Source organism: Aureimonas glaciei (genome assembly GCF_014643375.1).
Lineage (GTDB): Bacteria > Pseudomonadota > Alphaproteobacteria > Rhizobiales > Rhizobiaceae > Plantimonas > Plantimonas glaciei.
Genome location: NZ_BMJJ01000016.1, coordinates 95,722 through 119,436, shown reverse-complemented (window position 1 = coordinate 119,436; position 23,715 = coordinate 95,722). Strand labels below are relative to the sequence as shown.

The 23,715-nt window shown below is 62.4% G+C and carries 25 protein-coding genes and 1 pseudogene; 15 read left to right on the top strand and 11 right to left on the bottom strand.

Annotation, left to right across the window (positions count from 1 at the left end; translation table 11 throughout):
* The first annotated feature begins 76 nt into the window (after positions 1 to 76).
* The 5 genes from IEX88_RS24345 to IEX88_RS24325 all read left to right on the top strand — a co-directional run bounded on the left by IEX88_RS24345 (position 77) and on the right by IEX88_RS24325 (position 3,029).
* Positions 77 to 877 (top strand): type 1 glutamine amidotransferase domain-containing protein, encoded by an 801-nt coding sequence (locus IEX88_RS24345; RefSeq protein ID WP_188855071.1) that lies wholly within the window; start codon positions 77 to 79, stop codon positions 875 to 877.
* A 71-nt stretch (positions 878 to 948) separates the two neighbouring features.
* Complete coding sequence (locus IEX88_RS24340) at positions 949 to 1,245, top strand: putative quinol monooxygenase (protein ID WP_188855070.1); 297 nt, start codon at positions 949 to 951, stop codon at positions 1,243 to 1,245.
* A 27-nt stretch (positions 1,246 to 1,272) separates the two neighbouring features.
* Positions 1,273 to 2,031 carry an alpha/beta hydrolase gene (locus IEX88_RS24335; protein ID WP_188855069.1) on the top strand — a complete coding sequence of 253 codons (759 nt, stop codon included), beginning with the start codon at positions 1,273 to 1,275 and terminating at the stop codon, positions 2,029 to 2,031.
* Positions 2,032 to 2,041: 10 nt separating this feature from the next.
* Entirely contained in the window at positions 2,042 to 2,527 is a 486-nt protein-coding gene (locus tag IEX88_RS24330; RefSeq protein ID WP_373289663.1) for a GlcG/HbpS family heme-binding protein, read from the top strand.
* Between the two features lie 58 nt (positions 2,528 to 2,585).
* Positions 2,586 to 3,029 carry a DUF2721 domain-containing protein gene (locus IEX88_RS24325; RefSeq protein ID WP_188855068.1) on the top strand — a complete coding sequence of 148 codons (444 nt, stop codon included), beginning with the start codon at positions 2,586 to 2,588 and terminating at the stop codon, positions 3,027 to 3,029.
* 167 nt (positions 3,030 to 3,196) lie between these two features.
* Here IEX88_RS24325 and IEX88_RS24320 read toward each other — a convergent pair whose 3' ends face one another.
* From IEX88_RS24320 to IEX88_RS24310, 3 genes are all read right to left on the bottom strand, one after another.
* The gene (locus IEX88_RS24320) at positions 3,197 to 4,117 is read right to left on the bottom strand and encodes a pyridoxal-phosphate dependent enzyme (protein WP_188855067.1); all 921 of its coding nucleotides are present in this window, start codon (positions 4,115 to 4,117) and stop codon (positions 3,197 to 3,199) included.
* A 206-nt stretch (positions 4,118 to 4,323) separates the two neighbouring features.
* A complete protein-coding gene (locus IEX88_RS24315; RefSeq protein ID WP_244640476.1) occupies positions 4,324 to 5,301 on the bottom strand; it encodes a GntR family transcriptional regulator in 978 nt (325 codons plus the stop codon).
* 101 nt (positions 5,302 to 5,402) lie between these two features.
* Positions 5,403 to 6,935: a UxaA family hydrolase gene (locus IEX88_RS24310; RefSeq protein ID WP_188855066.1), complete on the bottom strand. Its 1,533-nt coding sequence runs from the start codon at positions 6,933 to 6,935 to the stop codon at positions 5,403 to 5,405.
* Positions 6,936 to 7,177: 242 nt separating this feature from the next.
* Between IEX88_RS24310 and IEX88_RS24305 the strand changes: the two genes are divergently transcribed.
* From IEX88_RS24305 to IEX88_RS24290, 4 genes are read left to right on the top strand one after another with little or no spacing between them, the layout of a single operon-like run.
* The gene (locus IEX88_RS24305; protein ID WP_188855065.1) at positions 7,178 to 7,861 is read left to right on the top strand and encodes an amino acid ABC transporter permease; all 684 of its coding nucleotides are present in this window, start codon (positions 7,178 to 7,180) and stop codon (positions 7,859 to 7,861) included.
* A gap of 49 nt (positions 7,862 to 7,910) precedes the next feature.
* Entirely contained in the window at positions 7,911 to 8,561 is a 651-nt protein-coding gene (locus IEX88_RS24300; protein ID WP_188855064.1) for an amino acid ABC transporter permease, read from the top strand.
* Complete coding sequence (locus tag IEX88_RS24295; RefSeq protein ID WP_373289662.1) at positions 8,561 to 9,334, top strand: amino acid ABC transporter ATP-binding protein; 774 nt, start codon at positions 8,561 to 8,563, stop codon at positions 9,332 to 9,334. The genes IEX88_RS24300 and IEX88_RS24295 overlap by 1 nt, the downstream gene beginning before the upstream one ends.
* 46 nt (positions 9,335 to 9,380) lie before the next feature.
* Complete coding sequence (locus IEX88_RS24290) at positions 9,381 to 10,184, top strand: transporter substrate-binding domain-containing protein (protein WP_188855062.1); 804 nt, start codon at positions 9,381 to 9,383, stop codon at positions 10,182 to 10,184.
* A gap of 384 nt (positions 10,185 to 10,568) precedes the next feature.
* Here the strand turns inward: IEX88_RS24290 and IEX88_RS24285 are convergent, their stop codons facing one another.
* The 5 genes from IEX88_RS24285 to IEX88_RS24265 all read right to left on the bottom strand — a co-directional run bounded on the left by IEX88_RS24285 (position 10,569) and on the right by IEX88_RS24265 (position 15,100).
* Positions 10,569 to 11,573 (bottom strand): ABC transporter substrate-binding protein, encoded by a 1,005-nt coding sequence (locus IEX88_RS24285; protein ID WP_188855061.1) that lies wholly within the window; start codon positions 11,571 to 11,573, stop codon positions 10,569 to 10,571.
* A gap of 69 nt (positions 11,574 to 11,642) precedes the next feature.
* Positions 11,643 to 12,374, bottom strand: a complete 732-nt coding sequence (locus IEX88_RS24280; protein WP_188855060.1) for a GntR family transcriptional regulator — start codon at positions 12,372 to 12,374, stop codon at positions 11,643 to 11,645.
* 31 nt (positions 12,375 to 12,405) lie between these two features.
* Entirely contained in the window at positions 12,406 to 13,263 is an 858-nt protein-coding gene (locus IEX88_RS24275; RefSeq protein WP_188855059.1) for an ABC transporter permease, read from the bottom strand.
* Positions 13,260 to 14,075, bottom strand: coding sequence for an ABC transporter ATP-binding protein (locus IEX88_RS24270; protein ID WP_188855058.1), 816 nt, complete (start codon positions 14,073 to 14,075; stop codon positions 13,260 to 13,262). The genes IEX88_RS24275 and IEX88_RS24270 overlap by 4 nt, the downstream gene beginning before the upstream one ends.
* The gene (locus tag IEX88_RS24265; protein ID WP_188855057.1) at positions 14,072 to 15,100 is read right to left on the bottom strand and encodes an ABC transporter substrate-binding protein; all 1,029 of its coding nucleotides are present in this window, start codon (positions 15,098 to 15,100) and stop codon (positions 14,072 to 14,074) included. The genes IEX88_RS24270 and IEX88_RS24265 overlap by 4 nt, the downstream gene beginning before the upstream one ends.
* Positions 15,101 to 15,395: 295 nt before the next feature.
* On the opposite strand from IEX88_RS24265, the gene IEX88_RS24260 reads away from it, so the two are divergent.
* Both IEX88_RS24260 and IEX88_RS24255 read left to right on the top strand, forming a co-directional pair.
* A complete protein-coding gene (locus tag IEX88_RS24260; protein ID WP_188855056.1) occupies positions 15,396 to 16,085 on the top strand; it encodes a fumarylacetoacetate hydrolase family protein in 690 nt (229 codons plus the stop codon).
* 81 nt (positions 16,086 to 16,166) lie between these two features.
* A complete protein-coding gene (locus IEX88_RS24255) occupies positions 16,167 to 16,841 on the top strand; it encodes an RraA family protein (protein ID WP_188855055.1) in 675 nt (224 codons plus the stop codon).
* Positions 16,842 to 17,368: 527 nt separating this feature from the next.
* On the opposite strand, the gene IEX88_RS24250 is transcribed toward IEX88_RS24255, so the two are convergent.
* The 3 genes from IEX88_RS24250 to IEX88_RS24240 all read right to left on the bottom strand — a co-directional run bounded on the left by IEX88_RS24250 (position 17,369) and on the right by IEX88_RS24240 (position 19,743).
* The gene (locus tag IEX88_RS24250; protein WP_210319334.1) at positions 17,369 to 18,247 is read right to left on the bottom strand and encodes an urea carboxylase-associated family protein; all 879 of its coding nucleotides are present in this window, start codon (positions 18,245 to 18,247) and stop codon (positions 17,369 to 17,371) included.
* Between the two features lie 202 nt (positions 18,248 to 18,449).
* Positions 18,450 to 19,178, bottom strand: a complete 729-nt coding sequence (locus IEX88_RS24245; RefSeq protein WP_188855054.1) for a site-2 protease family protein — start codon at positions 19,176 to 19,178, stop codon at positions 18,450 to 18,452.
* Between the two features lie 97 nt (positions 19,179 to 19,275).
* Positions 19,276 to 19,743, bottom strand: coding sequence for a Ros/MucR family transcriptional regulator (locus IEX88_RS24240; protein WP_188855053.1), 468 nt, complete (start codon positions 19,741 to 19,743; stop codon positions 19,276 to 19,278).
* A gap of 230 nt (positions 19,744 to 19,973) precedes the next feature.
* On the opposite strand from IEX88_RS24240, the gene IEX88_RS24235 reads away from it, so the two are divergent.
* The 4 genes and pseudogenes from IEX88_RS24235 to IEX88_RS24225 form a co-directional block, all read left to right on the top strand.
* Positions 19,974 to 21,142, top strand: a protein-coding gene (locus IEX88_RS24235; RefSeq protein ID WP_188855052.1) for an IS3 family transposase whose coding sequence is annotated in 2 segments (ribosomal slippage) — positions 19,974 to 20,238 and positions 20,238 to 21,142 — 1,170 coding nt in all. Because the reading frame shifts where the segments join, the coding sequence is not laid out codon by codon here.
* Between the two features lie 547 nt (positions 21,143 to 21,689).
* Positions 21,690 to 22,355, top strand: coding sequence for an aldo/keto reductase (locus tag IEX88_RS24230; RefSeq protein WP_244640475.1), 666 nt, complete (start codon positions 21,690 to 21,692; stop codon positions 22,353 to 22,355).
* Entirely contained in the window at positions 22,270 to 22,689 is a 420-nt protein-coding gene (locus IEX88_RS26975) for an aldo/keto reductase (RefSeq protein WP_244640481.1), read from the top strand. Before IEX88_RS24230 ends, IEX88_RS26975 begins: the two co-directional genes overlap by 86 nt.
* Positions 22,690 to 23,160: 471 nt before the next feature.
* Positions 23,161 to 23,511, top strand: a pseudogene (locus IEX88_RS24225) (transposase); the annotation flags it as partial.
* Positions 23,512 to 23,715: the final 204 nt, after the last annotated feature.

Here is a 23,715-nt window from a genome sequence, read left to right as displayed (position 1 = left end):
AATTTCTCAAATATCTCCGTCTGGATCATGTTGCTTCTGTCCCCAACGGGCATCGCAAATCGCAACGGAGATTCAGATGACCAAGGCAAAAGTTCTCGTACTCGGATCCAACGCCACGCAGATCGAGCTTCAGGGTGGTGGATCGGCCGCGATCGGCCAGTACCTCAATGAAACCGTCGTGCCTTCCATGGCGCTGATCGAGGCCGGCTACGAGGTCGTGCTTGCAACGCCCAACGGCACCAAGCCGCATATCGATGAGTTCTCCGACTCCGCGCGCCATTTCGGAGACGACGAGGCGGCCTATTCGCGGGGAAGGAACTTCTTTGATGAGGCTCCTTCAATGAACCAGGTGCGAACGCTGCGCTCGATCATCGAGGACGGCCTGAACGGCTATGCCGGTGTGTTCGTGCCGGGCGGCCATGCCCCGGTGGTCGACCTTATGCAGGATGCCGACATGGGAGCGATCCTGCGCCACTTCCACGACGCGGGAAAGCCGACGGCGCTGCTCTGCCATGGTCCGGTCGCGGTCGCCGCGGCCATGCCACGCGCCGCTGAGTTCCGCAAGGCGCTGGTCAACGGCGACACGACGAAAGCCGCCGACGTTGCCAAGGGTTGGCAGTATGCGGGGTATCGGATGACCGTGTTCTCCACAAGCGAGGAGAAGTGGGCCGAGGACAATCTATTCCACGCTCGCCTGCCCTTCTACATGCCCGACGCGCTGCGGCTGGCGGGCGCCGAGGTCACGACCGACCCGGTCGACTGGGCGCCGAACGTGGTGGTCGACCGCGAGCTGATCACTGGCCAGAACATGGGCTCCGATCACCTGATCGCCGCCAAGCTGATCGAGTCGCTCGACGCGTCGCTCGCCAACGCATGAGCACGCGCATGACCGGCGGGGCGCTTCGAGCGAGCCCCGCTGCGCCAACCTACCGGTTAAGGAACTACAACATGGCAAACAACCTGAAGACCGTTGCTATCTTCGTCGCACGGCCTGGCAAAGCCGCGGAGTTGCAAGCCTTGCTGAGCGGCATGATCGCACCGAGCCGGGCGGAGGCAGGCAACCTTCGCTACGATCTTTGGCAGGATCAGACTGACCCCTCCCGGTTCGTACTCGACGAACTCTACACTGATGGTGAGGCGGTCGCGGCACATCGCGCGACACCGCACTTCCAGGCTTACGCGTCGGTCATCAACGACCTCGCGGAGCGCACCGCCGTGACGCTAAATCCCGTCGCAGTCGCCTAATCCAAACCCCAAAAAAGGAGAACTATCATGGTCCGTAAGATGTCCGGGCTGCTCGCCCTTGCGATCGCCTCTGCGCCGATCCTGCCGGCGAAGGCCGCGGAAAAGCCCTTCTCAGTCGTTCTCGTTCACGGCGCCTTCGTCGACGCCTCGGGCTGGCGCGGGGTGTTCGACCGCCTGACCAAGGACGGCTACGAAGTCCTGGTCGTTCAGAACCCGACGATCACGCTCAAGGACGACGTGACCATCACGCAGCAGGCGATCGCCAAGGCCAAGCATCCGGTGATCCTGGTCGGCCACTCCTACGGCGGCTCGGTCATCACCGAAGCGGGCAACGATGCCAAGGTCCAGAGCCTGGTATATCTCGCTGCGTTCGCACCGGATGTCGGGGAGTCAGTAGCGAAGCTGGCTGAGGAGCCTGTCCCCGGCGAACCACAGGCACCTTTGCTGCCCCCGACGAATGGCTTCTTGATCGTCGATCCCGCCAAATTCTCAGCCGCGTTCGCAGCCGACGTCGACGCTCAGACGACCGCCTTCATGGCGGCGGCGCAGGTTCCCTGGGGCCTGAACGCGGTGGGCGGCATCATCACCAACGCCGCCTGGAAGTCGAAGCCCAGCTACTACATGGTTGCAACCGAGGACCACATGGTGCCGCCGACCGCGCAGCGCAGGATGGCCAAGCGGGCCAACGCGAAGACGCAGGAAATCAAAAGCAGTCACGCCGTGATGATGTCGCATCCGGACGAGGTTGCCGCCTTCATTGAAGGCGCTGACGGGTCGACACGATAATTTAGGGACGATGCTCGGTGCCGTGATCAACAGCTCGATCTACGGCGCCGAGCTTCTACTCATTCGGAGAGAATCCATGCCCCGCGCCTGCCTGACTCTCGATTATTCCGACGCCCAGCGCATGATCAGCGCCGCCGAGACCGCGGCGGTCGCCCTGGGTGTGCCGTACTGTATCGCTGTAGTAGACGCTGGCGGTCATCTCCTTGCCTTCGCCCGCCAGGACGGCGCGCTGATCGGCTGCATTGACCTCGCCAATAACAAGGCGCGCACGGCTCGGCTGTTCGACAAACCAACTTTGGACCTCAATCGTTTGGCTCAGCCGGGAGCTGATCTCTACGGCATCCAACAAAGCAATGGTGGCAGTGTCATGCTGATCGGCGGAGGCCTGCCTGTTTTCCAAAATGGCGCCGTGATCGGAGCGATCGGTGCCAGCGCCGGCACGGTCGAGCCGGACATCCAAGTGGCGGAAGCCGCACTCGCGGCGCTGCCATTCTAGGCCCATTAGCTCTGAATGGACCTGGGGAAATGGGAAGAACTCGCCAAGGGGAGACGAGATGATTGACACTGCATCTGCGACGAATGTGGTCGAAACGATCCGGATCGCCGTCACGCCGGTCTTCCTGTTAACCGGGATCGGAGCGCTCCTCAGCGTAATGACAGGTCGGCTCTCCCGCATTATGGACCGAGCGCGTGAGCTCGAAAACAATCCCGATCCAGCTCTCCGCGATCAGCGCCCGGAGTTAAATCTCACCCGCACGAGAATGAAGCTGATCAAGGTTGCCGTGCTGCTCTCCGTTGTATCCGTGTTCGTGGTCTGTCTCGTAATTGCGCTCTTGTTCGTCTCAAGCTTGGTCGGTCTCCATATCGACGTCGCCGTCGCCCTGGCCTTCATTGCATCGATGCTGCTGTTGATGGCCGGGCTTCTCTGCTTCCTCTTAGAGGTCACCCTCGCGCTACGCTTGCTTGGCAATCCGGCAGATCCTCTTGCTGACAGCTGAAGGCCGTCCGCCATATCGAAGTGCAGTCTGGAACCTGCCGTCACGAAGGATCTCAGCACCTCGCACCGTAAGAGATGGGACGTCGCGCAGCGTTGTTTTCGCGACAATCGAAGCCCGGCTCCAAAGCTCCGGGGCGAGCACACGGTAGCGTCGTCCCTCCTGGATGGTCACATCGGATCCGGCCGCCATGCCTGCAACCATTCGACGGACACTGTTGCGCCGCCGCAGACGATGGCGAGAACGGAACGGTAGGGCGCGAGGGCTTCATGAGCGCCGTAGAGGGTCGCCAGCACCGCCCCACACGCCGGTTCAACCAGCACCCGGTGGTCGTCGAGGAGCCGCAGACTTGCGTCTACGGCAGTCTGGTCGTCAACGACGACGCTTATCACCGACCGGCTCCGCGTCAGCTCAAAGGCTCGTTCGCAGACTTTCCGGGCTCCGAGCGAGGTTGCCACGGTGGTGATGCGGGAGAGTTCGATCCGATGCCCCGCGGCCATTGATCCCGCCAGAGATGCCGCCCCCTCTGTCTCGACAGCGACAATAGGAACATGAGCAAGCCCGTTGCGATCGAGTCCCTCGGCGACGCCGCTCATGAGACCGCCCCCGCCCACCGCTACGATCACGCAATCGAAGCTGATCCCGAGGCGAGCAACCTCGTCTATCATCGTTGCGTGACCCGTCCACAGAAGCGGGTCGTCGAACGGGTGAATGAAGGCGGCGTCGCGATCTATGTCAGAAAGCGCCCGCTCATTTGCCTCCTGCCAGGACGCACCATGAACGACGACTTCAGCATCCTGATCGCGGATTAACGTCTTGGCAGTCTCGGTCGTCGTTTCCGGAACGAAGACGGAGACCGGGATTGACAACCTCCGGCCTGCATAAGCGACCGCGATCCCGGCGTTGCCTCCGGACGACGATACAAATCTGCGCTTCCCCAGCGCCGCATGGTGCTCGCAAGCAGCGCCGATACCTCGCAGCTTGAACGAGCCCGAGGGTTGAAGGGCATCCATCTTCAACCAGACGGTCCGCCCGAAAGCCGTCCCGAGCGGCCGAGATTCGAACAACGGAGTGTCGATGTGTAACGGCATAGCCAACTCGTATCGGGGAAGGATTGATGGGCAACGGTCGGATTGTCAGAGGCGTCAATTTTTGCTGGTGCGTGCCTGAACGTCTGGTTTGTGGCCTCAGTGATGTAGGGTACACCGTCTCTAACGCGTCGATTGCGGAAAGGCGGCTTCTGCGGTCTACGCCGCAAAGGCTGCCGGTCCGCTTTCGGCCAATATCTGTGTAGCGACTATGTCAGGATGTAGTCGACCGGTTCGACCTTTTGAGACTCGTTGAAGCTCGCAAGATTGCGCAGTGACTTCGTGTTGGATGAGCGCAAGTGGTCATGGAGTGCTTGCTTAGCGGCGTGGACGCGATTCTTTCGCAATCCCTCCACGACCGAAAGGTGTTCGTCGAGAAACGGGTCGATGAGTTCCGTGCGGCGCAGGGCAATCTGGATGTGCTTGGTGGAAACGAACAAGGCACGGCCTCGCTTCAACGCTTCAACGATCTCTGCGTTTGTAGAATAGCTTAGTAGCTTCACGTGGATGTCGTCCTCGAGTTCGTCAAGCGTCGCGATGCCGACCTCTGGGAACCGCCCGATGGCGGCCCTATGGCGTTCTACGATCTCGTCGACGAGCGCCATAGGGATCCGCGAGGCCGCGTTGCCGAGCGCCACGGGCTCGAGGATTGCCCGCAGCTCGTAGAGGGCCGCCATGCGATCGAGGTTGAGTGGTACGATCCACCAGTGGGACTTCTCGCCCTTGCGAACGATCCCGACGCCTTGGGCGCGCAGCAGGATGTTGCGCGCGGCGAGCCGGCTGATGTCATACTCGCGTGCCAGCGCCAACTCATTCACCCGGTACCCGCCGAACAGCGAGTGCAGGATGATGTTTCGCTCCACCGCGTAGTAGACGGCGTCGGCCGGGTCGACGTCCGGCAACAAGCCGTCACTGGATGTCGGCGCCAGCATCTCCTTTGTGATCGGGATGCGAGATGGCTCGGAGCCGCGGCCGACGACCAGGCCCCGTCCGGCGAAGCGACCGACGAGGCCCTCGCTCTCCAGCGTTGCCAGCGCCTGCCGAACGGGCGCGCGGCTCGATTTGAAGAGGTTCGCGAGATGGCTCTCGAGGATCACGGTCCCTGCGGGGATCCTCCCGCGGGCCATGCTCTCCCGGAGCGTCTCGGTCATGCTCGCGTAGGCTGGCTTGCGCTCGAACGCGACCAAGGTCTGCTCATCCGTTCTCAAAACATGTCGTCCCGGCCAAATTGGTAGAGGGTAGTCCGACGACTGTCACGACGCGTTGCAGCATGTGGTTCCTCGTCTGCTCAGGTGACCGCGCCGAGCTGCCACGGCACGAATTCGTTGTCCCCGTAGTCGTAGGTTTCGCTCATCGTCTTTTCACCGGAGGCCACTGCGATCAGCTTCTCGAAGATCCGGTGACCGGCCGCGTCGATTGTGTCGTCGCCGGTGACGATGCCGCCCGTGTTGATGTCCATGTCCTCGTCCATGTGCTCGAACATCGCGGTGTTTGTCGCGACCTTGATGCAAGGCGCGGGCTTGAAGCCGGAGACCGAGCCGCGGCCCGTGGTGAAGACGATCATATTGCAGCCGCCCGCCACCTGGCCGGTCACCGCGACCGGGTCGTAGCCGGGCGTGTCCATGAAGACGAAGCCCGTCTTGTCGATGATCTCCGCATATTCGTAGACGGCCTCCAGCGGCATGGAGCCGCCCTTGGCCACGGCACCCAGCGACTTCTCGAGGATCGTCGTCAGGCCTCCCGCCTTGTTTCCGTGCGACGGGTTGTTGTTGAGCTCCGCGCCGTGGCGCTCGGTATAGCCCTGCCACCAGTCGATCCGGTCCATCAGCTTCTGCGCGACCGCCGGCGAGGTCGCCCGGCGCGTCAGCAGGTGCTCGGCACCGTAGATCTCCGGGGTCTCAGATAGGACTGCCGTGCCGCCATGCTGCACGAGAAGGTCCGAAGCGAGGCCCAGTGCTGGGTTTGCCGAAATGCCAGAATAGCCATCCGAGCCGCCGCACTGGAGAGCTAGCTTCAGGCCGGACAGCGGCTGCTCGATCCGCTGCATCGCGTTGATGGCCGGAAGCATCTCGTCGATGATCGCAGAGGCCGCCTTAACGGTCTTGCGGGTGCCGCCGAGATTCTGGATCGTCATCGTGCGCAGGAACGGCCCTTCCTCGAGGCCGTACTTCTCGGTGATGAAGCTGATCTGGTTCGTCTCGCAGCCGAGACCGATCATCAGGATGCCGGCGAAGTTCGGGTTGCGTGCGTAGCCGCTCAGCGTCCGGATCAGGTATTGGTAGCCCTCGGTCTTCATGCTGATGGCACAACCGGTACCATGGGTCAGCGCCACGATGCCGTCCACGTTCGGGAAGCCTGCAAGCCCACCGCCGCGGTTGTAATGGTCAGCGATCGCCTTCGACACCGTCGCCGAGCAGTTCACCGACGAGATGATGCCGATGTAGTTCCGCGTGCCGACCTGGCCGTCCGTCCGCTTGTAACCCATGAAGGTCCGGCGCTCGGGCTCCGGCAGCAGAGGGGTCGGGTGGGAATCGACGGCGAACTGATGGACCACCGCGCTGTCGTGCATCGCCATGTTCTGGAGGTGGACATGCTCGCCCGGCGCGATGTCGCATGTCGCGAACCCGATCACCTGGCCGTACTTCACGATGTCGCTGCCCGAAGCGATCGGTCCCAGCGCCAGCTTGTGTCCGGCCGGGACATCGGTGGTGACGAAGACGTCCCCCGCAGTCTCACCTGCGGAGATGGCCGATCGCGCGACGGCGACGTTGTCCTTCAAGTTGAGGCGGATGGCAGGTAGCGAAGCTGTGATGGCAGACATCGGGCATCTCCTCGGGGGTCGCTTGGATGCGTTAAAATGGCTATTGCAAGCAATAGCCATCGATGTTAGCCATGGATTTGTCAAGTCGAATTGCTTTCCGGTGACAAGCCTTTGGGAGGAGGTTTCATGTTTCACAAAAAAGAAATGGGCTTTTAGGCGTCATCGCCAAGTCGCCGTGATGGGATCCCATCTACACCGTAGACTATAGCGACGTTGGATTGCATCCCGCGTAAGGAATCGCCTTGTCTTACGTTTTTGATTTCAGCTTTCTGCCCGAATATTACAGCGAATTGGCCAACGGCGTGTGGTTGACCATCTGGATGACGGTCATATCGATCGTCCCGGGCTTCGCTCTCGGCACCGCCTGCGCGGTCGGTCGGCTCTACGGGCCCAAGTGGGTCCAGCGCATCGTCACCGTATACGTCGAGGGCATCCGCAACACGCCCCTCATCATCCAGGTCTTCTGGCTGTTCTTTGGCCTCGCCATCCTCGGTGCCCGCATCGGCCCGACGAACGCGGCGGTGGTTGCCCTGGTGATCAACGTCGGCGCCTACACCGCCGAGATCATGCGGGCGGGGTTCCAGAGCGTGCACGGCGGCCAGCTCGAGGCGGGCTCCTGCCTCGCGATGAGCCGCAGCCAGCTCTTCTGGAACATCCAGCTTCCACAGGCCGCCGAGCGCGTCTACCCGGCCCTCGTCAGCCAGTTCATCCTGATGATGCTCGCCACCTCGATCATGTCGCAGATCTCGGCCGAGGAACTGACGGGCGTCGCCTACCAGATCCAGTCCTTCACGTTCCGCGGCTTCGAGGTCTACCTCGTTATTGCAGTGCTCTACCTGATCATGGCGACCGCCCTGCGGTTCCTGCTGCATGGCGCGGCCAACCTGGCGTTCCCCCGGCTCCGCCGGCTCGGGACGCCGCTATGACCGCCTTCCAAGCCTTTGCCCGTCCCGCAACCTGCAAGGGGAACCTCCCATGTTCGGGCTGACGATCGACCAGATCCTCTACATCTTTCAAGGCGCCATCTGGACCATTGTCCTGTCGCTCCTCGGCTTCGTCGGCGGCACCGTCCTCGGCCTGCCGCTCGCCATGGCCCGCGCCGCGCGCAAGCGCTGGGTATCCCGCACCGCCAGCCTCTACGTACAGCTCATCCAGGGCATCCCGCTCCCGGTGATCATGTTCGTCGTCTACTTCGGCATGAGCATCTATGGCTACAACGTCTCGGCGCTGGTCGCCGCAGGCATGGCGATGACGCTCTACTCCAGCGCCTTTCTCGGCGAGATCTGGAAGGGCTGCCTCCAGTCGGTGCCGAAGACCCAGTGGGAGGCGGGCGAGTGCCTCGCGCTGACCTCGTACCAGCGCTTCGTCTTTGTCATCCTGCCGCAGGCACTGCGCATCGCGGTCCCGCCTACCGTCGGCTTCATGGTCCAGATCGTGAAGAATACTTCCTACTCGGTGGTGATCGGCTTCATCGACCTCACCTACTCGGCAAAGGTCATCAACAACTCGACGTTCAACCCGTTCGTCGTGTTCACCCTCGCCGCCCTCATCTATTTCGCGATCTGCTTCCCGATGTCGGTCTTCGCCCGGCGGTTCGAGCGTCGCCTTCATCGAGTCCCGGAGTGATGGATATGCAGACCCAGACCTCGAAAGACCCCCTCGTATCGGCAGGGACCCCGCTCGTCAGGTTCGACGAGGTCCGCAAGAGCTTCGGCGCGCTCGAGGTGCTGAAGGGCATCACGCTCGACATCACGGAAGGGCAGGTCGTCGCCCTGATCGGCAAGAGCGGGTCCGGCAAGAGTACGGCGCTCCGCTGCATAAACGGCCTCGAGAAGATCAACGCGGGCCAGCTCTCCGTCTGCGGGCGCGACCTGCTCGCCCGCAATTTCGACCTGAGGGACCTGCGCAAGGAGGTCGGCATCGTCTTCCAGAGCTACAACCTTTTCCCGCACCTGACCGTCGAGCAGAACGTCACGCTTGCGCCCAGGAAGGTGAACGGGCTGAAGGGCGCTGCCGTGAGCGAGCTTGCCGCGGAGGTGCTCGAGCAGGTCGGGCTTTCCGAGAAGGCGAAGAACTATCCGGAGCAGCTCTCGGGCGGCCAGCAGCAGCGCGTCGCGATCGCGCGGTCGCTGGCGATGCGGCCACGACTGATGCTTTTCGACGAAATCACCTCGGCGCTCGACCCGGAACTGACGGGCGAGGTGTTGCGGGTGATCGCCAAGCTCGCGGCGGGCGGCATGACCATGGTTCTGGTGACCCACGAGATGGCGTTCGCCGCCAAGGTCGCCGACCAGATCGTGTTCATGCACGAGGGTCGTGTTTGGGAGAAGGGCAACGGCGACATGCTGGCCGACCCTACGACGCCGGAGCTTCGGCAGTTCGTCGGCAACGGCCTGTGACAAATTCCGCGTCCATTTCGGGCGCGGCAAATTGAGAGGAAACACCATGCGCAAGTCATCACTTCTGGCGGGCGTCGCGCTTGCGGCCAGCCTCGTCGCCTCGATGGGCAGCGCCCTTGCGGACACGCTTTCCGACATCAAGGAGCGCGGCAAGATCATCGTGGCCGTCGACGTCAGCCATCCTCCCTACGGCATGTTGGACGGCTCCGCCAAGGAGACCGGCTCGGACGTGGAGACCGCCAAGCTGCTCGCCGAGGACCTAGGGGTCCAGCTCGAAATCGTCCCCGTGTCCGGCGCGAACCGCGTGCCGTTCCTGATCTCGAACCGGGCCGACGTCGTGATAGCCTCGTTCTCTGTCACCGAGGAGCGTAAGAAGGTCATCGACTACTCCAAGCCCTACGGCGTCATCCCCGTCGTCATCTCCGGCCCAAAGGACACCAACATCAAGGCCGCTGCCGACCTCGCTGGGACTGAAGTTGCCGTCGCGCGCGGCACCACCGCCGACATAGAGCTGACCAAGCTGATCAAAACCAGCGGCAGCGACGCGAGCATCGTCCGCTATGAGGACGAGTCGACCACCAACACGGCGATGGCCACTGGCCAGCAGAAGATCTTCGCAGCCGCGCTCTCCACCGCCCAGGCGGTTGCCGACCAGAGCCCCGGCCTCGGTCTTGAGATTAAGATGGAGCTGAACAATTACCCGATGGCCATGGGCCTCCGGAAGGGCGACGCAGCCTTCCAGGCAACGCTCGACGGTTTCGTGGACACCAACCTCAAGAATGGCAAGCTGAACACGATCTACAAGAAGTACTTCGGGCAGGACCTACCCGCAGAGATGACCACCAAATAGCAGAGCCTCAGCTTATTACAGGCGGCCGAGCGACCAATCTTGCGCGCGTATCACTCGCTAGTGGTTCGCGCGCTTTCCATTAGAATGCGTTTCCTGGAACGGCGGAGATTTGTTGTTCGTTGGGCATCAAAGCGGGCCGGCTTGGGTGGCGAACGGAACGGCAGCTGTCGGCGAAGGCGCACTCGAAGCAGACGGTCCGGTATCGGCCATAGTGGCGTCGGAAAATGTCCCTAGCTCTGCCGACTGGCGGCAGCGGGATCAGGTAACGTGATTAGGTCACATGCGAAATGGCGCCGCGCAGTCGCCCCAGAAGGGCGGAAGTAACTTTCGGGCCCGGCCCTTCTGGGGCTTCCCTCCAGGGCACGCCCGATCTGCCCGTTACGATCAGCGGGCCTTGAACCACGCCTCCACGAAGTCATTGGTGTAGGCGGCTTCGAGATCCGGCAGCGGCTTCGCCAGATCGCCGGAGGCCAGCAGGCTGTCGTGCCAGGCTTTCCAGGCAGCCGGATCATTCTCGCCGAGGAGCTTGCCTTCCGGCGGCGTCTGGCGAGCGATGATCGCCTCCGTCAAGGCTCGTGCGAAATCCGGGTCCTCGCCTTCCTGCGGATTGCCGGAAGTCGTGTGCCGCAGCACGGTTTCGATATTGGCTTTATCCATCGCAAAGATCGAACCGCGCGCCACAGCCCGGCCGAAGCCTTCGATGACCTGAGGGTTTGCGGCGATGAAAGGCGCTAGCGCCACGAACCCGTTGCCGAAGAAGGTGCGGAACTTGTCCGGGGTAATGTTCAGCATCGCCAGGCCCCGCTGGTTGAGGATCGCCCCGTCGCTGGTCGCCGCCGCATAAGCGTCGATATCGCCGCGGCTGAACCCGGCGACCGCCAGACCGCCATCGCCGACCACCAAGAACTCGTAGTCTGCGCCCTCCTTCAAGCCAGCGTCGGTCATGATGGTGCGCGCAAAGGCCGTCTCGGCGCCGTCCGCGGTACCGACCCCGATCACCTTGCCGCGCAGGTCATTGGGCGAGGCGATGCCCGAATCGGCCGCAACGAGCACGCCGAAGGCGCTTTGCGGATTGAGGTTGTAGAAGAACTGCACGTCGAGCCCGCCGGCACGCGCGTTGATGGTCGGCCCGGCCCCCGGTTGGCCGATCTCGGCTTGGCCTGCGGCCACCGCCTGGAGAACGGCAGCAGAGCCATTCACCGCCTGGATCGTGACCTCAAGTCCTTCATCTGCAAAATAGCCCTCGCCGATGGCGGTCCAGACCGGCGTGATGTTGATTGCTGAGGGATTGGCGAGCACCACGGTGATCTCGCGCGGTGCCGGCTTGTCCTGGGCTGCCGCGAAGCCCGTCGTTACGAGACCGGCCAGAGCCGCCGTGACGGTGACCATCAAATTTGTACGCATATGGTTTCCTCCGGTTTGTCTGTTGCCGCAGCCGTCCATTGCGAGGACGGCGTATCATTCCGTAGCCGCGGTTGCCGGCTCCGTTTCGCCCGGCACGGGCGCGCTGGTCTGTTCCTCGAGCTGTCTGAGGGTAAGCCTGTAGTGTGAGGTCAGACGCTCGGTGGCACGGGCAATATCTCCGTCGATCGTCGCCTCCATGATGGCGCGGTGCTCCTCGCGCGAGTCGCGGCGCGGATAGGAACCGGACATCGAGGCGAAGCGGTAACGCTCAGCATGGTCCATCATGTCGTGGCAGAAGCTGGTGATCCACGACGAGCCGCTGTTGCCGATCAGCGCATTGTGAAAGGCACGATGACGTTCCTCCCATGCAGAATTGTCGCCATCCTCACCGGCGAGGCGAACCGGCTCCCTGTCCAGCCGGTAGTGGGTTGTGATCAACTCGTTTTCCCAGGCCTGCGTGCGATTGAGGATCGACTGCTCAAGCGCCAGCGCCTCGATCCAGCAGCGCGACTGCACCAGTTCGCGGAATGCTTTGAGGGTCAGGGGCGGCACGAAGAAGCCGCGCTGGTCGCGGCGGTCGACCAGCCGCTCGGCAGAAAGCCGGTTCAGCGCTTCCCGGACCGGGTTGATGCCGGAATCGTAGCGCTGCGCCACCTGGTCGATCTGCAGCTTCTGTCCCGGCTTCATCGTGCCGTTGAGGATGTCGCGCCGCAGTTTCTGATAGACAAGCGTTGCCGATGTCGTCTTGTCGGAAGGCTTCTGAAGCGGCTGCTCGGATACCAGCAATATCATGACGCTCGTCTTTTCTCAGCGGTCCTCAGAGGCCGGGACCGCCTGCCACCGACGACTTATGCCAAAAGACGAAGCGGCGCTCGACCCATACGACGGTCCAAAACAGCGTCAACCCCAGCAGCGACAGGAAGACGATCAGGGAAAAGATGCGCGGCGTGTTGAGCTGCGATGCGGCGACGCGGATGAGCTCGCCGAAACCCTTGCCGCCGCCAAGGAATTCGCCGGTGATTGCGCCCGCCATGACGCCCACCGAGGCAATCTTCAACCCGGTGAAGATCTGCGGAAGGCCGGTCGGCAGCTTCATGCGGAACAGCGTCTGCCACCGGCTGGCCCCGAGCGTCTTGAAGAGCATGCGGGAATTGTCGTTGGCGACATGCAGCGCCGCGGCGGTGGCGACGACGATCGGAAAGGTGGCTATGAAGGCCGCCAGCGCCACCTTGGAGGAGATGCCAAACCCAAGCCAGGCGACGAAAAGCGGCGCGAAGGCGACCTTCGGCATAGTGTCGATGGCGACGAGGTAGGGCAGAACCACCCGCTCGCCAAAACTGGTCTCGCCGACCAGAAGCCCGAGCGAGAAGCCGATCGCCATGGCGATAATGAAGCCGTAGATGACCTCCTTGACGGTGATCCACAGCGCGCCGAGCATGTAGCCGCCCGACAACAGGTTGGTGCCGACAAAGATGATGTCCTCTGCCACCTCGATAGGAGACGGCAGAATGATCGGCGAGACCAACTCGAAGAGGTGGATGAGCTGCCATACACCGATGAAAGCCGCGAAGAGCAGCGCCATAGCGACGGGCCGGGGCACCTGGTCGATGACCGAGCCCCGCTCCGTCCAGACCGTGTCAGGCTCCGTCGCCTCGATGGCAGAATATTCGCTCATTGGGAGGCTCCTTCGTCGAGAAGCGACCGGATGCGGCGGACATAGGCAGCAAGCTGAGGATCGGTCAGCATGTCGAGAGTGCGGGGCCGCGGCAGGTCAATCGTGATGATCTCGACAAAGCGGCCTGGCCGCGGCGACATCACATAGACGACGTCCGACAAAATAACGGCCTCTGGGATCGAGTGGGTGACGAGAAAAGCGGTCGCGTTCTTTTCCAAGCAGATGCGCTGAAGCTCCATGTTCATGAAATCGCGCGACAACTCGTCGAGCGCACTAAATGGCTCGTCGAGCAGCAGCATGGAGGGCTCCGTCACCAGCATGCGGCAGATTGCGGCCCGCTGGGCCATGCCGCCCGACAGTTTGTCCGGATAGACGCTCTCGAATCCCGAAAGTCCGACGAGGTCAAGCAAGGAGCGGGCTTTGGCATGGCTGGCCTTGGCTGCCGCAGCGCCGTCCCGGATCTCGATCGGCAGGACGACGTTCTCAAGTGTGGTGCGCCAGGGAAACAGCGTCGCCTGCTGGAACATCATACCAATGTCACGCCGGGGCCCCATGACTGGCGTGCCGTTGAGCACGACGCGGCCGCTGGTCGGGGATACGAGACCTGCCATGATCTTGAGCAGCGTCGACTTACCGCAACCCGATGGCCCGATGATGGCGGAAAAGCTGCCGCGCTCCAGTGTCAGGTCGACCATGTCGATCGCGCGGATCGCACCCCGCCCGTAAGTCTTCGTGACGCGCGACAGCTCGTACACGACAGGGCGGCCGGCGTCGGCGACCACGCGATCAGTTACGCCGGCCGCCGCGTTCATTGCGCGTTCCAGCCGTCTACGAACTTGTTCGTGTAGGCGGCCTCGAGATCGGCCAGCGGAGCCTTCAGCGCTCCGGTCTCAACTTGTGCCTCGTGCCACAGCTTCCAGTGCTCAGGCGGTTGGAATCCGTAGCCCTTGCCGCGCATCTGCTCCTGTGGGTTGATCCGGGTCTGAGCCGCTTCCAGAAGCAGAGTCGCGAGAGCCGTATCCTCGCCTTCCTGCGGGTTGGCCGCCGCGGCATGGGCCAGCGTCTTTTCGTTGTTGGCGGGATCCAGACCGAAGCGTGTGCCCTTCACCAGAGCGCGGCCGAACCGTTCAATGACGCTCTCGTTCGCGTCCAGATAGGCCTGCGTGACCGCCCAGCCGTTGCCGAAATAGCTGAGGAAGCCGCCTGGCGTGATCTCGCGCAGGGGAATGCCGCGGGCCTGGATGATGGCAGCATCGCTGGCCGCAGCGGCATAGGCCGCCACTTCCTTGCCAAGGATCGCCGCCGCGGCCGTGCCGCCGTCGCCGATCGCCAGGAACTGGTAGCCGGTATTCTCCATCAGCCCGGAGGCGGCCATGATCGCACGGGTGAAGCCCACTTCGGCGCCGTCTGCCGTCCCGACGCCGATCGTCTGGTCCTTCAACTCGGCAGGATCTTTGACCGGCGATTCCTCGGGAACGACGAGGCCGAAGATCGAATTGGGATACTGGTTGTAGATGAAGACGATCTCCTCGCCGCGTTCGCGCGCCGCCAGAACCGGTCCGGGGCCGGGATTGCCGATCTGCGCCTGGCCGGAGGCGAGCGCCTGCAGGACCGAGGCGGAGCCGTTGACCGCTTCCACCGTGACGGTCAGGCCCTCCTCTTCGAAGTAGCCCTCGCCGATCGCGTTGTGCAGCGGGAAATTGTTCAGCGCCGAGGGGTTGGGGACAACGATGGTGAGGGCGACGGACTCCTGCGCCCATGGTGCGCCGCTGGACAGTGCCAGCGCGGCGAGGCCGGCCAGGATGCCGATGGGGGTCGATGACCTGCGATATGCCATGATTTTTCCTCCCTGATGAGCGCACCCCCGCTCTTGTCGGCGTATGTGCGAAAGGGAGGATAGCATCAGAAAAAACGTTTTCGGAAGTGACAACCTGTATTGCACCTGCGAGCACAATCGCGAAATGGCCGCAGAACAAGGCGAAGAAGAGCAAAAAAACTCCTATTCGCTCTTGTAAGACGGCGTTTTCGCCGACCGAAAGAGGGTCGACTTCGGCAGCGCAAAATGTTTTTTTATTGTCTACGCCAATTTTCATGTGCTTTCCTCTCGTCATTGAATGATGGGAGGAAGAGTCATGAGTCAGTACGTCGTCAATGCCCCTCAGATACCGGCGATCCCGGTGCAGGGGTCGGATGCCCAGTTTCCGGTGCGTCGGATCTACTGCGTCGGCCGCAACTATGTTGCCCACGTCAGGGAGATGGGCGGCAACGAGGAGCGCGACGCGCCGCTGTTCTTCCAGAAGCCGGCTGACTCCCTCGTTCTCGATGGCGGGGTCGTCCCCTACCCGACGATGACCAAGGATTTCCATTTCGAGGTCGAGTTGGTCCTGGCGTTGAAAGGCGGCGGGCTGAACATCCCGCAGGAGGAAGCGTTGGACCAGATCTACGGCTATGCCGTCGGGATCGACATGACGCGGCGCGACATTCAGGGCGGCGGACGCCCCTGGGAGATTGCCAAGTCCTTCGACCATTCCTTCCCCTGCGGCCCGATCGTGCCGGCGACGGAAGTGGGCCACATCCAGTCGGGCCGCATCGAGCTGACGGTGAACGGCGAGACCCGTCAGGAGTCGGATGTGGACCTGTTAATCTGGAAGATTCCGGAGATCATCACGAACCTGTCGACCTATTTCGAGCTGATGCCGGGGGACGTCATCATGACGGGGACCCCGCATGGTGTCGGGCCGGTCAAGCCGGGCGACCGTATCGAGGCACGCGTGGACAAGCTCCCCGCGCTTCACGTCACGATCGGCGAGACCCTCGTCTGATTAAAGGCGGCCGCGGCGCCGGGCTTTGGCGGCGGTGCGGCGGCCGACGGAGGCCGAGATCCCGGGAGCGAAGCAACGACGATGGGTTTTACGATCTATCCCCGCCGTGGCGGCATCGACCCGATCTGGATCGAGCGCTTCAAGGCGCTCCCGGTGTCCACCATCAGCGACTCGATGGAACGTCTGCACGGCATCGGAGAGCCGCTTCGCGCCATGCACGGCGGCGCCCGTATGGTGGGCAGCGCCTTCACGGTGAAGACACGGCCGGGCGACAACCTCATCGTCCACAAGGCGCTTGATCTCGCCGCGCCGGGCGACGTGGTGGTCGTCGACGCGGGCGGCGCGTTGGAGAACGCCATCGTCGGCGAGATGATGGCCGCCCATGCCGAGCAGCGCGGCCTTGCGGGCCTCGTCATTTACGGAGCGATCCGAGACAGCGCCGAGCTGAGGCGCGGGACCTTTCCTGTCTTCGCCATGGGCGTTACCCATCGCGGCCCGTACAAGAACGGTCCGGGCACGATCAACATGCCGATCGCTGTCGCGGGCCTGCCGATCTCACCAGGCGACCTTATCTGCGGCGACACGGACGGGCTGCTCGCCATCGCCCATGACGAGATCGAACCGATCCATGATCGCGCCGTTCGAAAACACCTGGCGGAGCAGCGGATGCTGGAAGCAATTCGTTCTGGCGCAGATGACCGGTCCTGGATTGACCAAGCACTGTATGAAGCCGGTTGCGAGTATCCAGGCGTCTGATTTCCAAAGCGTGGCCTGCTCCCGGCCTGACGGGAACGAGGTGCGGCGCCGGCTTGATGGTGCAGGTGCAGTGGTGCAAGCTCCCACGAATCGAGCGGTTCAATCTACATAACTGGCAGAATGCTGCAAAAGTGCTGGATGAATGCCCGCTCCATGCGTGAAGGGGATCGACGCTGCGACTGCAAAGCGAACTGGCGTCGACATACTATTCGCAAATCAAGCACCGTGCCTGCACGTGCCTCCACGTGGCTGGGAGGGAAACATCAGCTTCCGGCCCGTTCTGCCCGAAAGCTGCCGGTCCGCTTTCCTGAAGAGTTTCGGGCGCCGCGAGGCGTACGAAAGTCGCGGAAGAACGAACCCGCGGGATGCCTTTCGCTGGCCTATGGGTTTTTCGTCTGACGATGGTGCGGGAACGAGAGGCGTCGGCCGCCGGACGATACGGAATGCCGATCGCGCCCTTTTATCAAAGCCTGGGATCAAACATCTAGGCACAAAATAGGCCCTTACTTCGCGCGACGCGCCAGCAACTAAAGCCCATGAGAGCGATCGTAGGGGTTTTGACGCGGCGGAGCCCACCCTTCAGGCAGTCGCCTCGGCTTGTAGACCTCAACCTGCAATGGGTGACAAGTGGCGGCATCGGAGGAATGCTCGAACGAGCAGTCTCCCCCTGGGCAGGCCGACAAGCAGCCCAGTAGATCGACTTCCGCGAAGAACTCCAGATAATCTCCCCGCCTCACCGGGCTCGCCTTCATGAAGTACTGGCCTGTGTCCCGGGTGAAGCCGGTGCACATGAAAACGTTCAGGACGTCGTGAACATGACTTTCCGCCTTCTCCAACTCCATTCCGGTGCTGGCAGCGAGAGCCCGGGTAAGATTGGAGTGGCAGCAATGGTGGTATTGGCCTCCGTGGCTTAGCAGATTGTGTGTATAGGGATCACACCGCGTGCCGATGACGTCATGCACAGCGCCGCCGAACTCGTCAAAGCCGTACCAGTCGAGCGTATCATGCGTGATGGTGGCGAGTGGGCGCAGATAGGGGAAGTTGGAATAGAGTTGATCTCCACGGCCGACGTGCGTTCCATGTAAAGCGCGTGTCTTGCCGCTGTAGAAGCGCTCATCCAGATTGTGTAGATTAAACAGATTCAGATCGCCCACCTGAGGGCCTTCCGAACAAACGATCCGGCAGAAATGGGCTGCCGGCACCTTCCAAGCAGCGGCGTCCCTTGGAGGCACGACAATCGTCTCGATGAGGTCCAGATCGTGGCGAAGGGCCTGGTAAGACGAGAGATCCGGCCGCGGCAAGGTCTCGACCGAGTAGCAGATCGTCGGCTCGATTGCGCGGCGCGAAGCGGCATCGACGGGGGTAGAAGTTAAAGGAAGAGGCTTCAAAGGTTTCTCCTGAGGCATGGCCTCGACACGGTTCTTTTCAGCGGCGGAGACGACCAGCGGCCTTCGCTGATGGCGCCCTGGGACATCCCGTCCGGCGCCCTCGAGGCGAAGCAGCATGGTGGCAATGCCACGATCGACGATCTACGCCGCGGCGGCTCCGCCCCGCACCTGTGCGCCGCTATGTCTTCAATTCGGACTCGACGTCTGCTGAGACTACTTGTCAGCTGGGGACACCGGCAATACGCAGGAAGATGGGCGTGAGCCACGATAACGGAACTCCGATGATCCAGCGGAAGAAGTAGAGATCCATCCCCATCTGCCTCCCCAGCATTGGCAGCAGGATCACCACGCCGATCAGAATAAGGAAGCCGAAGCGCTCGAGCTTCGCATACTGACGGGCCAGCACAGCCGGCAGAAAGCTCATCAGGATCCGGCTACCGTCGAGCGGCGGCAGAGGGATCATGTTGAAGACGGCCAGAACCAGGTTCAGCAATATCGACTGGTAGAGCATCTGCAGTGCCCATGGGGCGACGGATACCGGCAGCAGCCCTCCTGCATGGATCAGCAAGGCCGACACCAGAGCCAGAACGATGTTGGTAAGCGGCCCCGCCACGGCGACCAGGGCCATGTCGCGACGTGGGTGCCGAAGCCGGCCGAAGGCGACAGGCACCGGCTTCGCCCAACCAAACAGGAAAGGCGCACCGGTGATGAAGAGGATGCCGGGCAGCAGTACCGTGCCAACGGGATCGATATGCCTCAGCGGGTTGAAGGTAACCCGCCCCAGCCGATAAGCGGTATGGTCCCCAAGACGCCATGCTGCGAAGGCGTGCGCAGCCTCGTGAAACGTGACCGCGATAAGGATCGGAAGGATCCAAGTGGAGGCCTTGTAGAATAGGTCGGTATCCAGAAGTCTTCCCCATGCTGCCTGCGTCAGCTCGCCCAGGGCCATGCGTATCGGCCTGAGCTCCGCGTGTCTACGATCAGCGGGATGACCACGCGGAGATGCGCGGGTGGCGGCGCCCGATTTGACCGGGCGCCACCAACTGTCAGGCAGCCTCAGAAGCCTTCTTTGCCCTGGTCCGCTTTGCGACGACAGGCGCCTGCTCGGCCCTTTTGCGGCCCAGTCCGAAGCTCAGCGCCATCTCGGAGCGCTTGGCGGCATAGGTCGCTGCAACCATCGGATAATCCGACGGCAGGCCCCACTTGCGGCGGTACTCCTCAGGCGTCATGCCCAACTGGGTCAGGTGCCGCCTCAACGACTTGAACTGTTTGCCGTCATCGAGACAGATGATGTAGTCTGGCGTGATCGACTTCTTGATCGGCACTGCAGGAACCAGTGGTGCCTCTATGACATCGGCAGGTCTCTCGCGTCCCAGTCCGGCCAGCGTCGCGTAGACGCTCGCGATCACGTCAGGGAGTTCTGACGCCGGGATCCGGTTGTTGGCGACATAAGCGGCTACCACCTCAGCTGTCAGCTCTGTCAAAGCAGAAGTATCCTGGTTCTCGATTTCCATCTTTTTCCTTCGAAATCACGGTTTGACTTCAGTTGCGAATGAGAGGCTACGTATCATTGACGTTGAATTTTTCAATCCGTCGTCGTACAAATATTTGCTGCTCCAAAATCGCGAAAATGTCCGCTTGTGTCACTAAACTTGTTAATCCAATTCCGGTCGACTGATTGGTCTGCCCCCTGAAAAGTGGTCCTCCCTGAAGTAGGCTTTTTAGCCTTTGGAGGATGCCAGGAATGCCGCAGAAGAAGCACCAACCTGAAGAGATCGTCGCCAAGCTGAGGCAGGTCGACGTGCTGTTGTCGCAGGGCCGATCGGTGTCGGAGGCGATCCGCACGATCAGTGTGACGCCGTTCACCTACTATCGATGGCGCAAGGAGTTTGGCGGGCTGAAGTCCGACCAGGTGAAGCGACTGAAGGAACTGGAGAAGGAGAACGAGCGGCTGCGCAAGGCGGTCTCCGATCTCACCCTCGAGAAGCTGATCCTGAAGGAAGCAGCCTCGGGAAACTGGTGAGCCCCGCCCGCCGTCGCCAATGCATCGACCACGCCGTGATGAAGTTCGGCGTGTCGGAGCGGTTGGCGTGCCGGGTTCTGGGGCAGCATCGGTCGACACAGCGCAAGGTGCCGAGGGGCCGTCTCGACGACGCAGCACTGACAGCGGACATCGTTGAGCTTGCCACCCGGTATGGCCGCTACGGATACCGACGGATCACGGCACTGCTGCAAGAGGCGGGCTGGCTGGTCAACCGGAAGCGCGTCGAGCGGATCTGGCGTCAGGAAGGCCTCAAGGTGCCGTTGCGTCAGCCAAAGCGAGGCCGGCTTTGGCTGAATGACGGTTCGTGCATCCGGCTGCGACCGCAATATCCCAACCATGTCTGGTCCTATGACTTCGTCGAGGATCGCACCCACAATGGCCGGAAGTTCCGAATGCTGAATGTCATCGACGAGTTTACCCGGGAATGCATCGCGATCCGGATCGACCGGAAGCTCAAGTCCACGGACGTCATTGACGTCCTGTCCGACCTCTTCATCCTGCGCGGTGTGCCCGGGCATGTTCGGTCGGACAACGGACCGGAGTTCGTCGCGAAAGCGGTGCGGGAATGGATCACAGCGGTCGGCGCCAAGACCGCCTTCATTGAGCCGGGCAGCCCCTGGGAGAATGGCTACTGCGAGAGCTTTAACGCCAGGCTCCGCGACGAGCTTCTGAACGGCGAACTGTTCTACAGCCTGGCCGAGGCGCGGATCATCATCGAGGGCTGGAGGCAGCACTACAATACCCGGCGCCCGCACTCCTCGCTCGGCTACCGCCCGCCCGCACCCAACGCCGTGCTGTGGCCGGCTGCGCCGACCCAACCCGCTGCGCCGGCCACCTCAAACGTGGCCGGCAAGCCCACAATGCATTAGATTTGAACCGGACCACCTAATGGGGGCAGGCCATGATGATCGACCAATGATAAATTTCCTTTCCGTGCCAGATCATTACAGGACCATGACTGCCCAGCTCTTCCTGAATGGCGCCAGGGTTACGTCTGGCCTCCGCGTCGCTCCTGGAGGAACACGCCATATACAGGGAAACTAGACATCCGCCGACGGAGGGTTCCAGACGTGGAATGTCGGTGGAGCGCCATCATCAAATCGCCCGACTCAATTCGTGCGGCCAAGAGGTTGTCCAGGCCGAATCGAGCACACATTGCGTCGGCGGGAAGGCCCCCAAGGGGTGGACAGGCCAAGCTGAAGCCGGCGACACTGCGTTGCTCGATCCTGCCATTTTCTGTCCCCGTGGCGCACAGGTCGAGTTCCTGTCATCCCGTCCCTTCGCGCGGTCCTGGCGCGGGGGAGTTGCAGGACTGAGGCGACGAAAGGATCGAACTTCGCGGCGGCCGTTGGCGTTGCCCGCAAAGCTGCGGCGAAGGCCGCAATCCGAACCGACAATCCAGCGAGAGAGTCCGAAATGAAATACGCCCCCTTCGGCAATTGCGGCATGATGGTCTCGCCCTTCGTGCTCGGCACCGTCACCTTCGGCGGTACCCACGGCTTCGAAAAGACCGGCAATGTCGGCGTCGAGGAGGCGAAGCGCTTCATCGCCATCGCCCGCGACGCCGGCGTCAATGCCGTCGACACCGCCAACATCTATTCGAAGGGCGATTCTGAAAAGGTCGTCGGCGAGGCGGTGAAGGGCCGGCGGAACGACCTTCTGATCTTCTCGAAAGTTCGCACCACCATGGGCGAAGGGCCGAACATGGCCGGCGCATCCCGCGCCCACATCATGGGCCAGATCGACGAGAGCCTGAAGCGGCTCCAGACCGACTGGATCGACCACTACTGGATCCACCAGCNCTGGGGCGTCTCCAACTATGGCGGCTGGCAGGTGGCCAAGACCGTGCTGACGGCGAAGATGCTCGGCGCGACGCCGCCGGTCGCCCACCAGCTCAACTACACGCCCGAGGCCCGCGAGGCCGAATACGAGATCATCCCGGCCGGCCGCGATCTTGGGGTTGCGACGCAGGTCTGGAGCCCGCTCGGGGAGCGGTATCCTCACCGGCAAGATCGACCGCAACAACGGCCCGCAGCCGGGCACCCGCCAGGGCAACGACTGGCCGGAGCCGCACATAGTTGACACCGAGCGGCTCTACCGGGTGATCGACGTGCTCAAGGAAGTCTCCGCTGAGGTCGGCCGCAGCGTACCGCAGGTGGTGCTCGCCTGGCTGCGCGAGCGCCCTGGCGTCCACTCGATCGCACTCGGCGCGCGCAGCGAAGAGCATCCGCGCGACAATCTCGGCTCGATCGAGCTGACGCTTTCGGAGGAACAGGCAAAGCGCATCGAGAGGGCCGGAAGGCCGCCGGCGATCGTGCCGCTCTGGCACCGGGCGATGAACGGCATGGACCGGGTGAGCAAGGCCGAGCGGGAGTATCTGGAGGGGTATCGGGAGACGATGGGGCTGTTGGGGTGAAGGCAGCGGCGCTTTCGTGTTGTTGAGATCGATCTCACGCTGGCATCCGGGCCGGTTAGCGCCGCGCCGGAAGTGAGTGCCGAGTTCACTACGCGCCCTTTGTCGCCATTCGGAGTACGTCGATTTTCTCCAGAAACCGCCATTCATTTAATCTAAGAAGCCTGCCCAAAAATCGGTTGAGTAATTGGGCGAGTGTCAACGCCGTAGAGATTTTGGGCCGTTGCGGCGGAGTAAAAGCAGGCCAGGCGGAACGTGAGAATGTTCTGCGGATCAAGAGTCTGTGATTTCGTCGGTCTGGGCATCCACGGTTCCGGCAGTGGCTTGATTTTTACTCCGTCCGTCCGTGCTGCGACGCGGCGTCGTCCGGCGGATTGGTTGAGACGATAACTGTCGCCGTTCATCCTCCGAATGTGGTGCGTCTGCCGATCGAGCAGCCCGCCTTTTTAACCGCGCGAGCCGGGCGCTAACTGGACCACCAAGAACGGCAAGTCGGTCTTCGGCCACAAGATCCATATTGGCGTCGACGAAGGATCGCACCTCATCCGCCGGATCGCCGTTACCTCGGCACGGACTACTGTCGCTGAAATGGGCGACGCGCTGATCTCCCGCGACGAGGCGGCGGTCTATCGCGATCGCGCCTACCATGGCAACGCGCGACGGCCCGGATTCAAGGAATGCGGCGTCAAGGACCGCATCATGCACCGCCACACCGAGCACATGCCGGTGCTGCCGCCTTGGCTGAAGGCACGCAACCCTCTCATCTCAAGGCACCGCGCTCCGGTCGAGAGCGTCTTCAACGCGATGAAGCGCATTTATGGATAGGGCCGGATCTGATGTCATTCGCTTGTCGCCAACGCCGCCGACTTCCTAGCGTTCGCCACAGTCCTCAACCTTCGCCGCGCCGCAAACGTCCTCACCCGGAAGCCACGACCCACGCTCTGTGCCAACCCAAGCGGCGAACAACCTGAGCAACTCGAAAGACAACTCGTCAAAGCTAGAATATTGCCCACAATAACCGGTGAGACC

Bases quoted from the DNA above. Each gene is read 5' to 3' on its own strand.
- IEX88_RS24345 (WP_188855071.1), top strand. From the start codon at position 77: ATGACCAAGGCAAAAGTTCTCGTACTCGGATCCAACGCCACGCAGATC.
- IEX88_RS24340 (WP_188855070.1), top strand. From the start codon at position 949: ATGGCAAACAACCTGAAGACCGTTGCTATCTTCGTCGCACGGCCTGGC.
- IEX88_RS24335 (WP_188855069.1), top strand. From the start codon at position 1,273: ATGGTCCGTAAGATGTCCGGGCTGCTCGCCCTTGCGATCGCCTCTGCG.
- IEX88_RS24330 (WP_373289663.1), top strand. From the start codon at position 2,042: ATGCTCGGTGCCGTGATCAACAGCTCGATCTACGGCGCCGAGCTTCTA.
- IEX88_RS24325 (WP_188855068.1), top strand. From the start codon at position 2,586: ATGATTGACACTGCATCTGCGACGAATGTGGTCGAAACGATCCGGATC.
- IEX88_RS24320 (WP_188855067.1), bottom strand. From the start codon at position 4,117: ATGCCGTTACACATCGACACTCCGTTGTTCGAATCTCGGCCGCTCGGG.
- IEX88_RS24310 (WP_188855066.1), bottom strand. From the start codon at position 6,935: ATGTCTGCCATCACAGCTTCGCTACCTGCCATCCGCCTCAACTTGAAG.
- IEX88_RS24300 (WP_188855064.1), top strand. From the start codon at position 7,911: ATGTTCGGGCTGACGATCGACCAGATCCTCTACATCTTTCAAGGCGCC.
- IEX88_RS24295 (WP_373289662.1), top strand. From the start codon at position 8,561: ATGGATATGCAGACCCAGACCTCGAAAGACCCCCTCGTATCGGCAGGG.
- IEX88_RS24290 (WP_188855062.1), top strand. From the start codon at position 9,381: ATGCGCAAGTCATCACTTCTGGCGGGCGTCGCGCTTGCGGCCAGCCTC.
- IEX88_RS24285 (WP_188855061.1), bottom strand. From the start codon at position 11,573: ATGGTCACCGTCACGGCGGCTCTGGCCGGTCTCGTAACGACGGGCTTC.
- IEX88_RS24275 (WP_188855059.1), bottom strand. From the start codon at position 13,263: ATGAGCGAATATTCTGCCATCGAGGCGACGGAGCCTGACACGGTCTGG.
- IEX88_RS24270 (WP_188855058.1), bottom strand. From the start codon at position 14,075: ATGAACGCGGCGGCCGGCGTAACTGATCGCGTGGTCGCCGACGCCGGC.
- IEX88_RS24265 (WP_188855057.1), bottom strand. From the start codon at position 15,100: ATGGCATATCGCAGGTCATCGACCCCCATCGGCATCCTGGCCGGCCTC.
- IEX88_RS24260 (WP_188855056.1), top strand. From the start codon at position 15,396: ATGAGTCAGTACGTCGTCAATGCCCCTCAGATACCGGCGATCCCGGTG.
- IEX88_RS24255 (WP_188855055.1), top strand. From the start codon at position 16,167: ATGGGTTTTACGATCTATCCCCGCCGTGGCGGCATCGACCCGATCTGG.
- IEX88_RS24250 (WP_210319334.1), bottom strand. From the start codon at position 18,247: ATGCCTCAGGAGAAACCTTTGAAGCCTCTTCCTTTAACTTCTACCCCC.
- IEX88_RS24245 (WP_188855054.1), bottom strand. From the start codon at position 19,178: ATGGCCCTGGGCGAGCTGACGCAGGCAGCATGGGGAAGACTTCTGGAT.
- IEX88_RS24240 (WP_188855053.1), bottom strand. From the start codon at position 19,743: ATGGAAATCGAGAACCAGGATACTTCTGCTTTGACAGAGCTGACAGCT.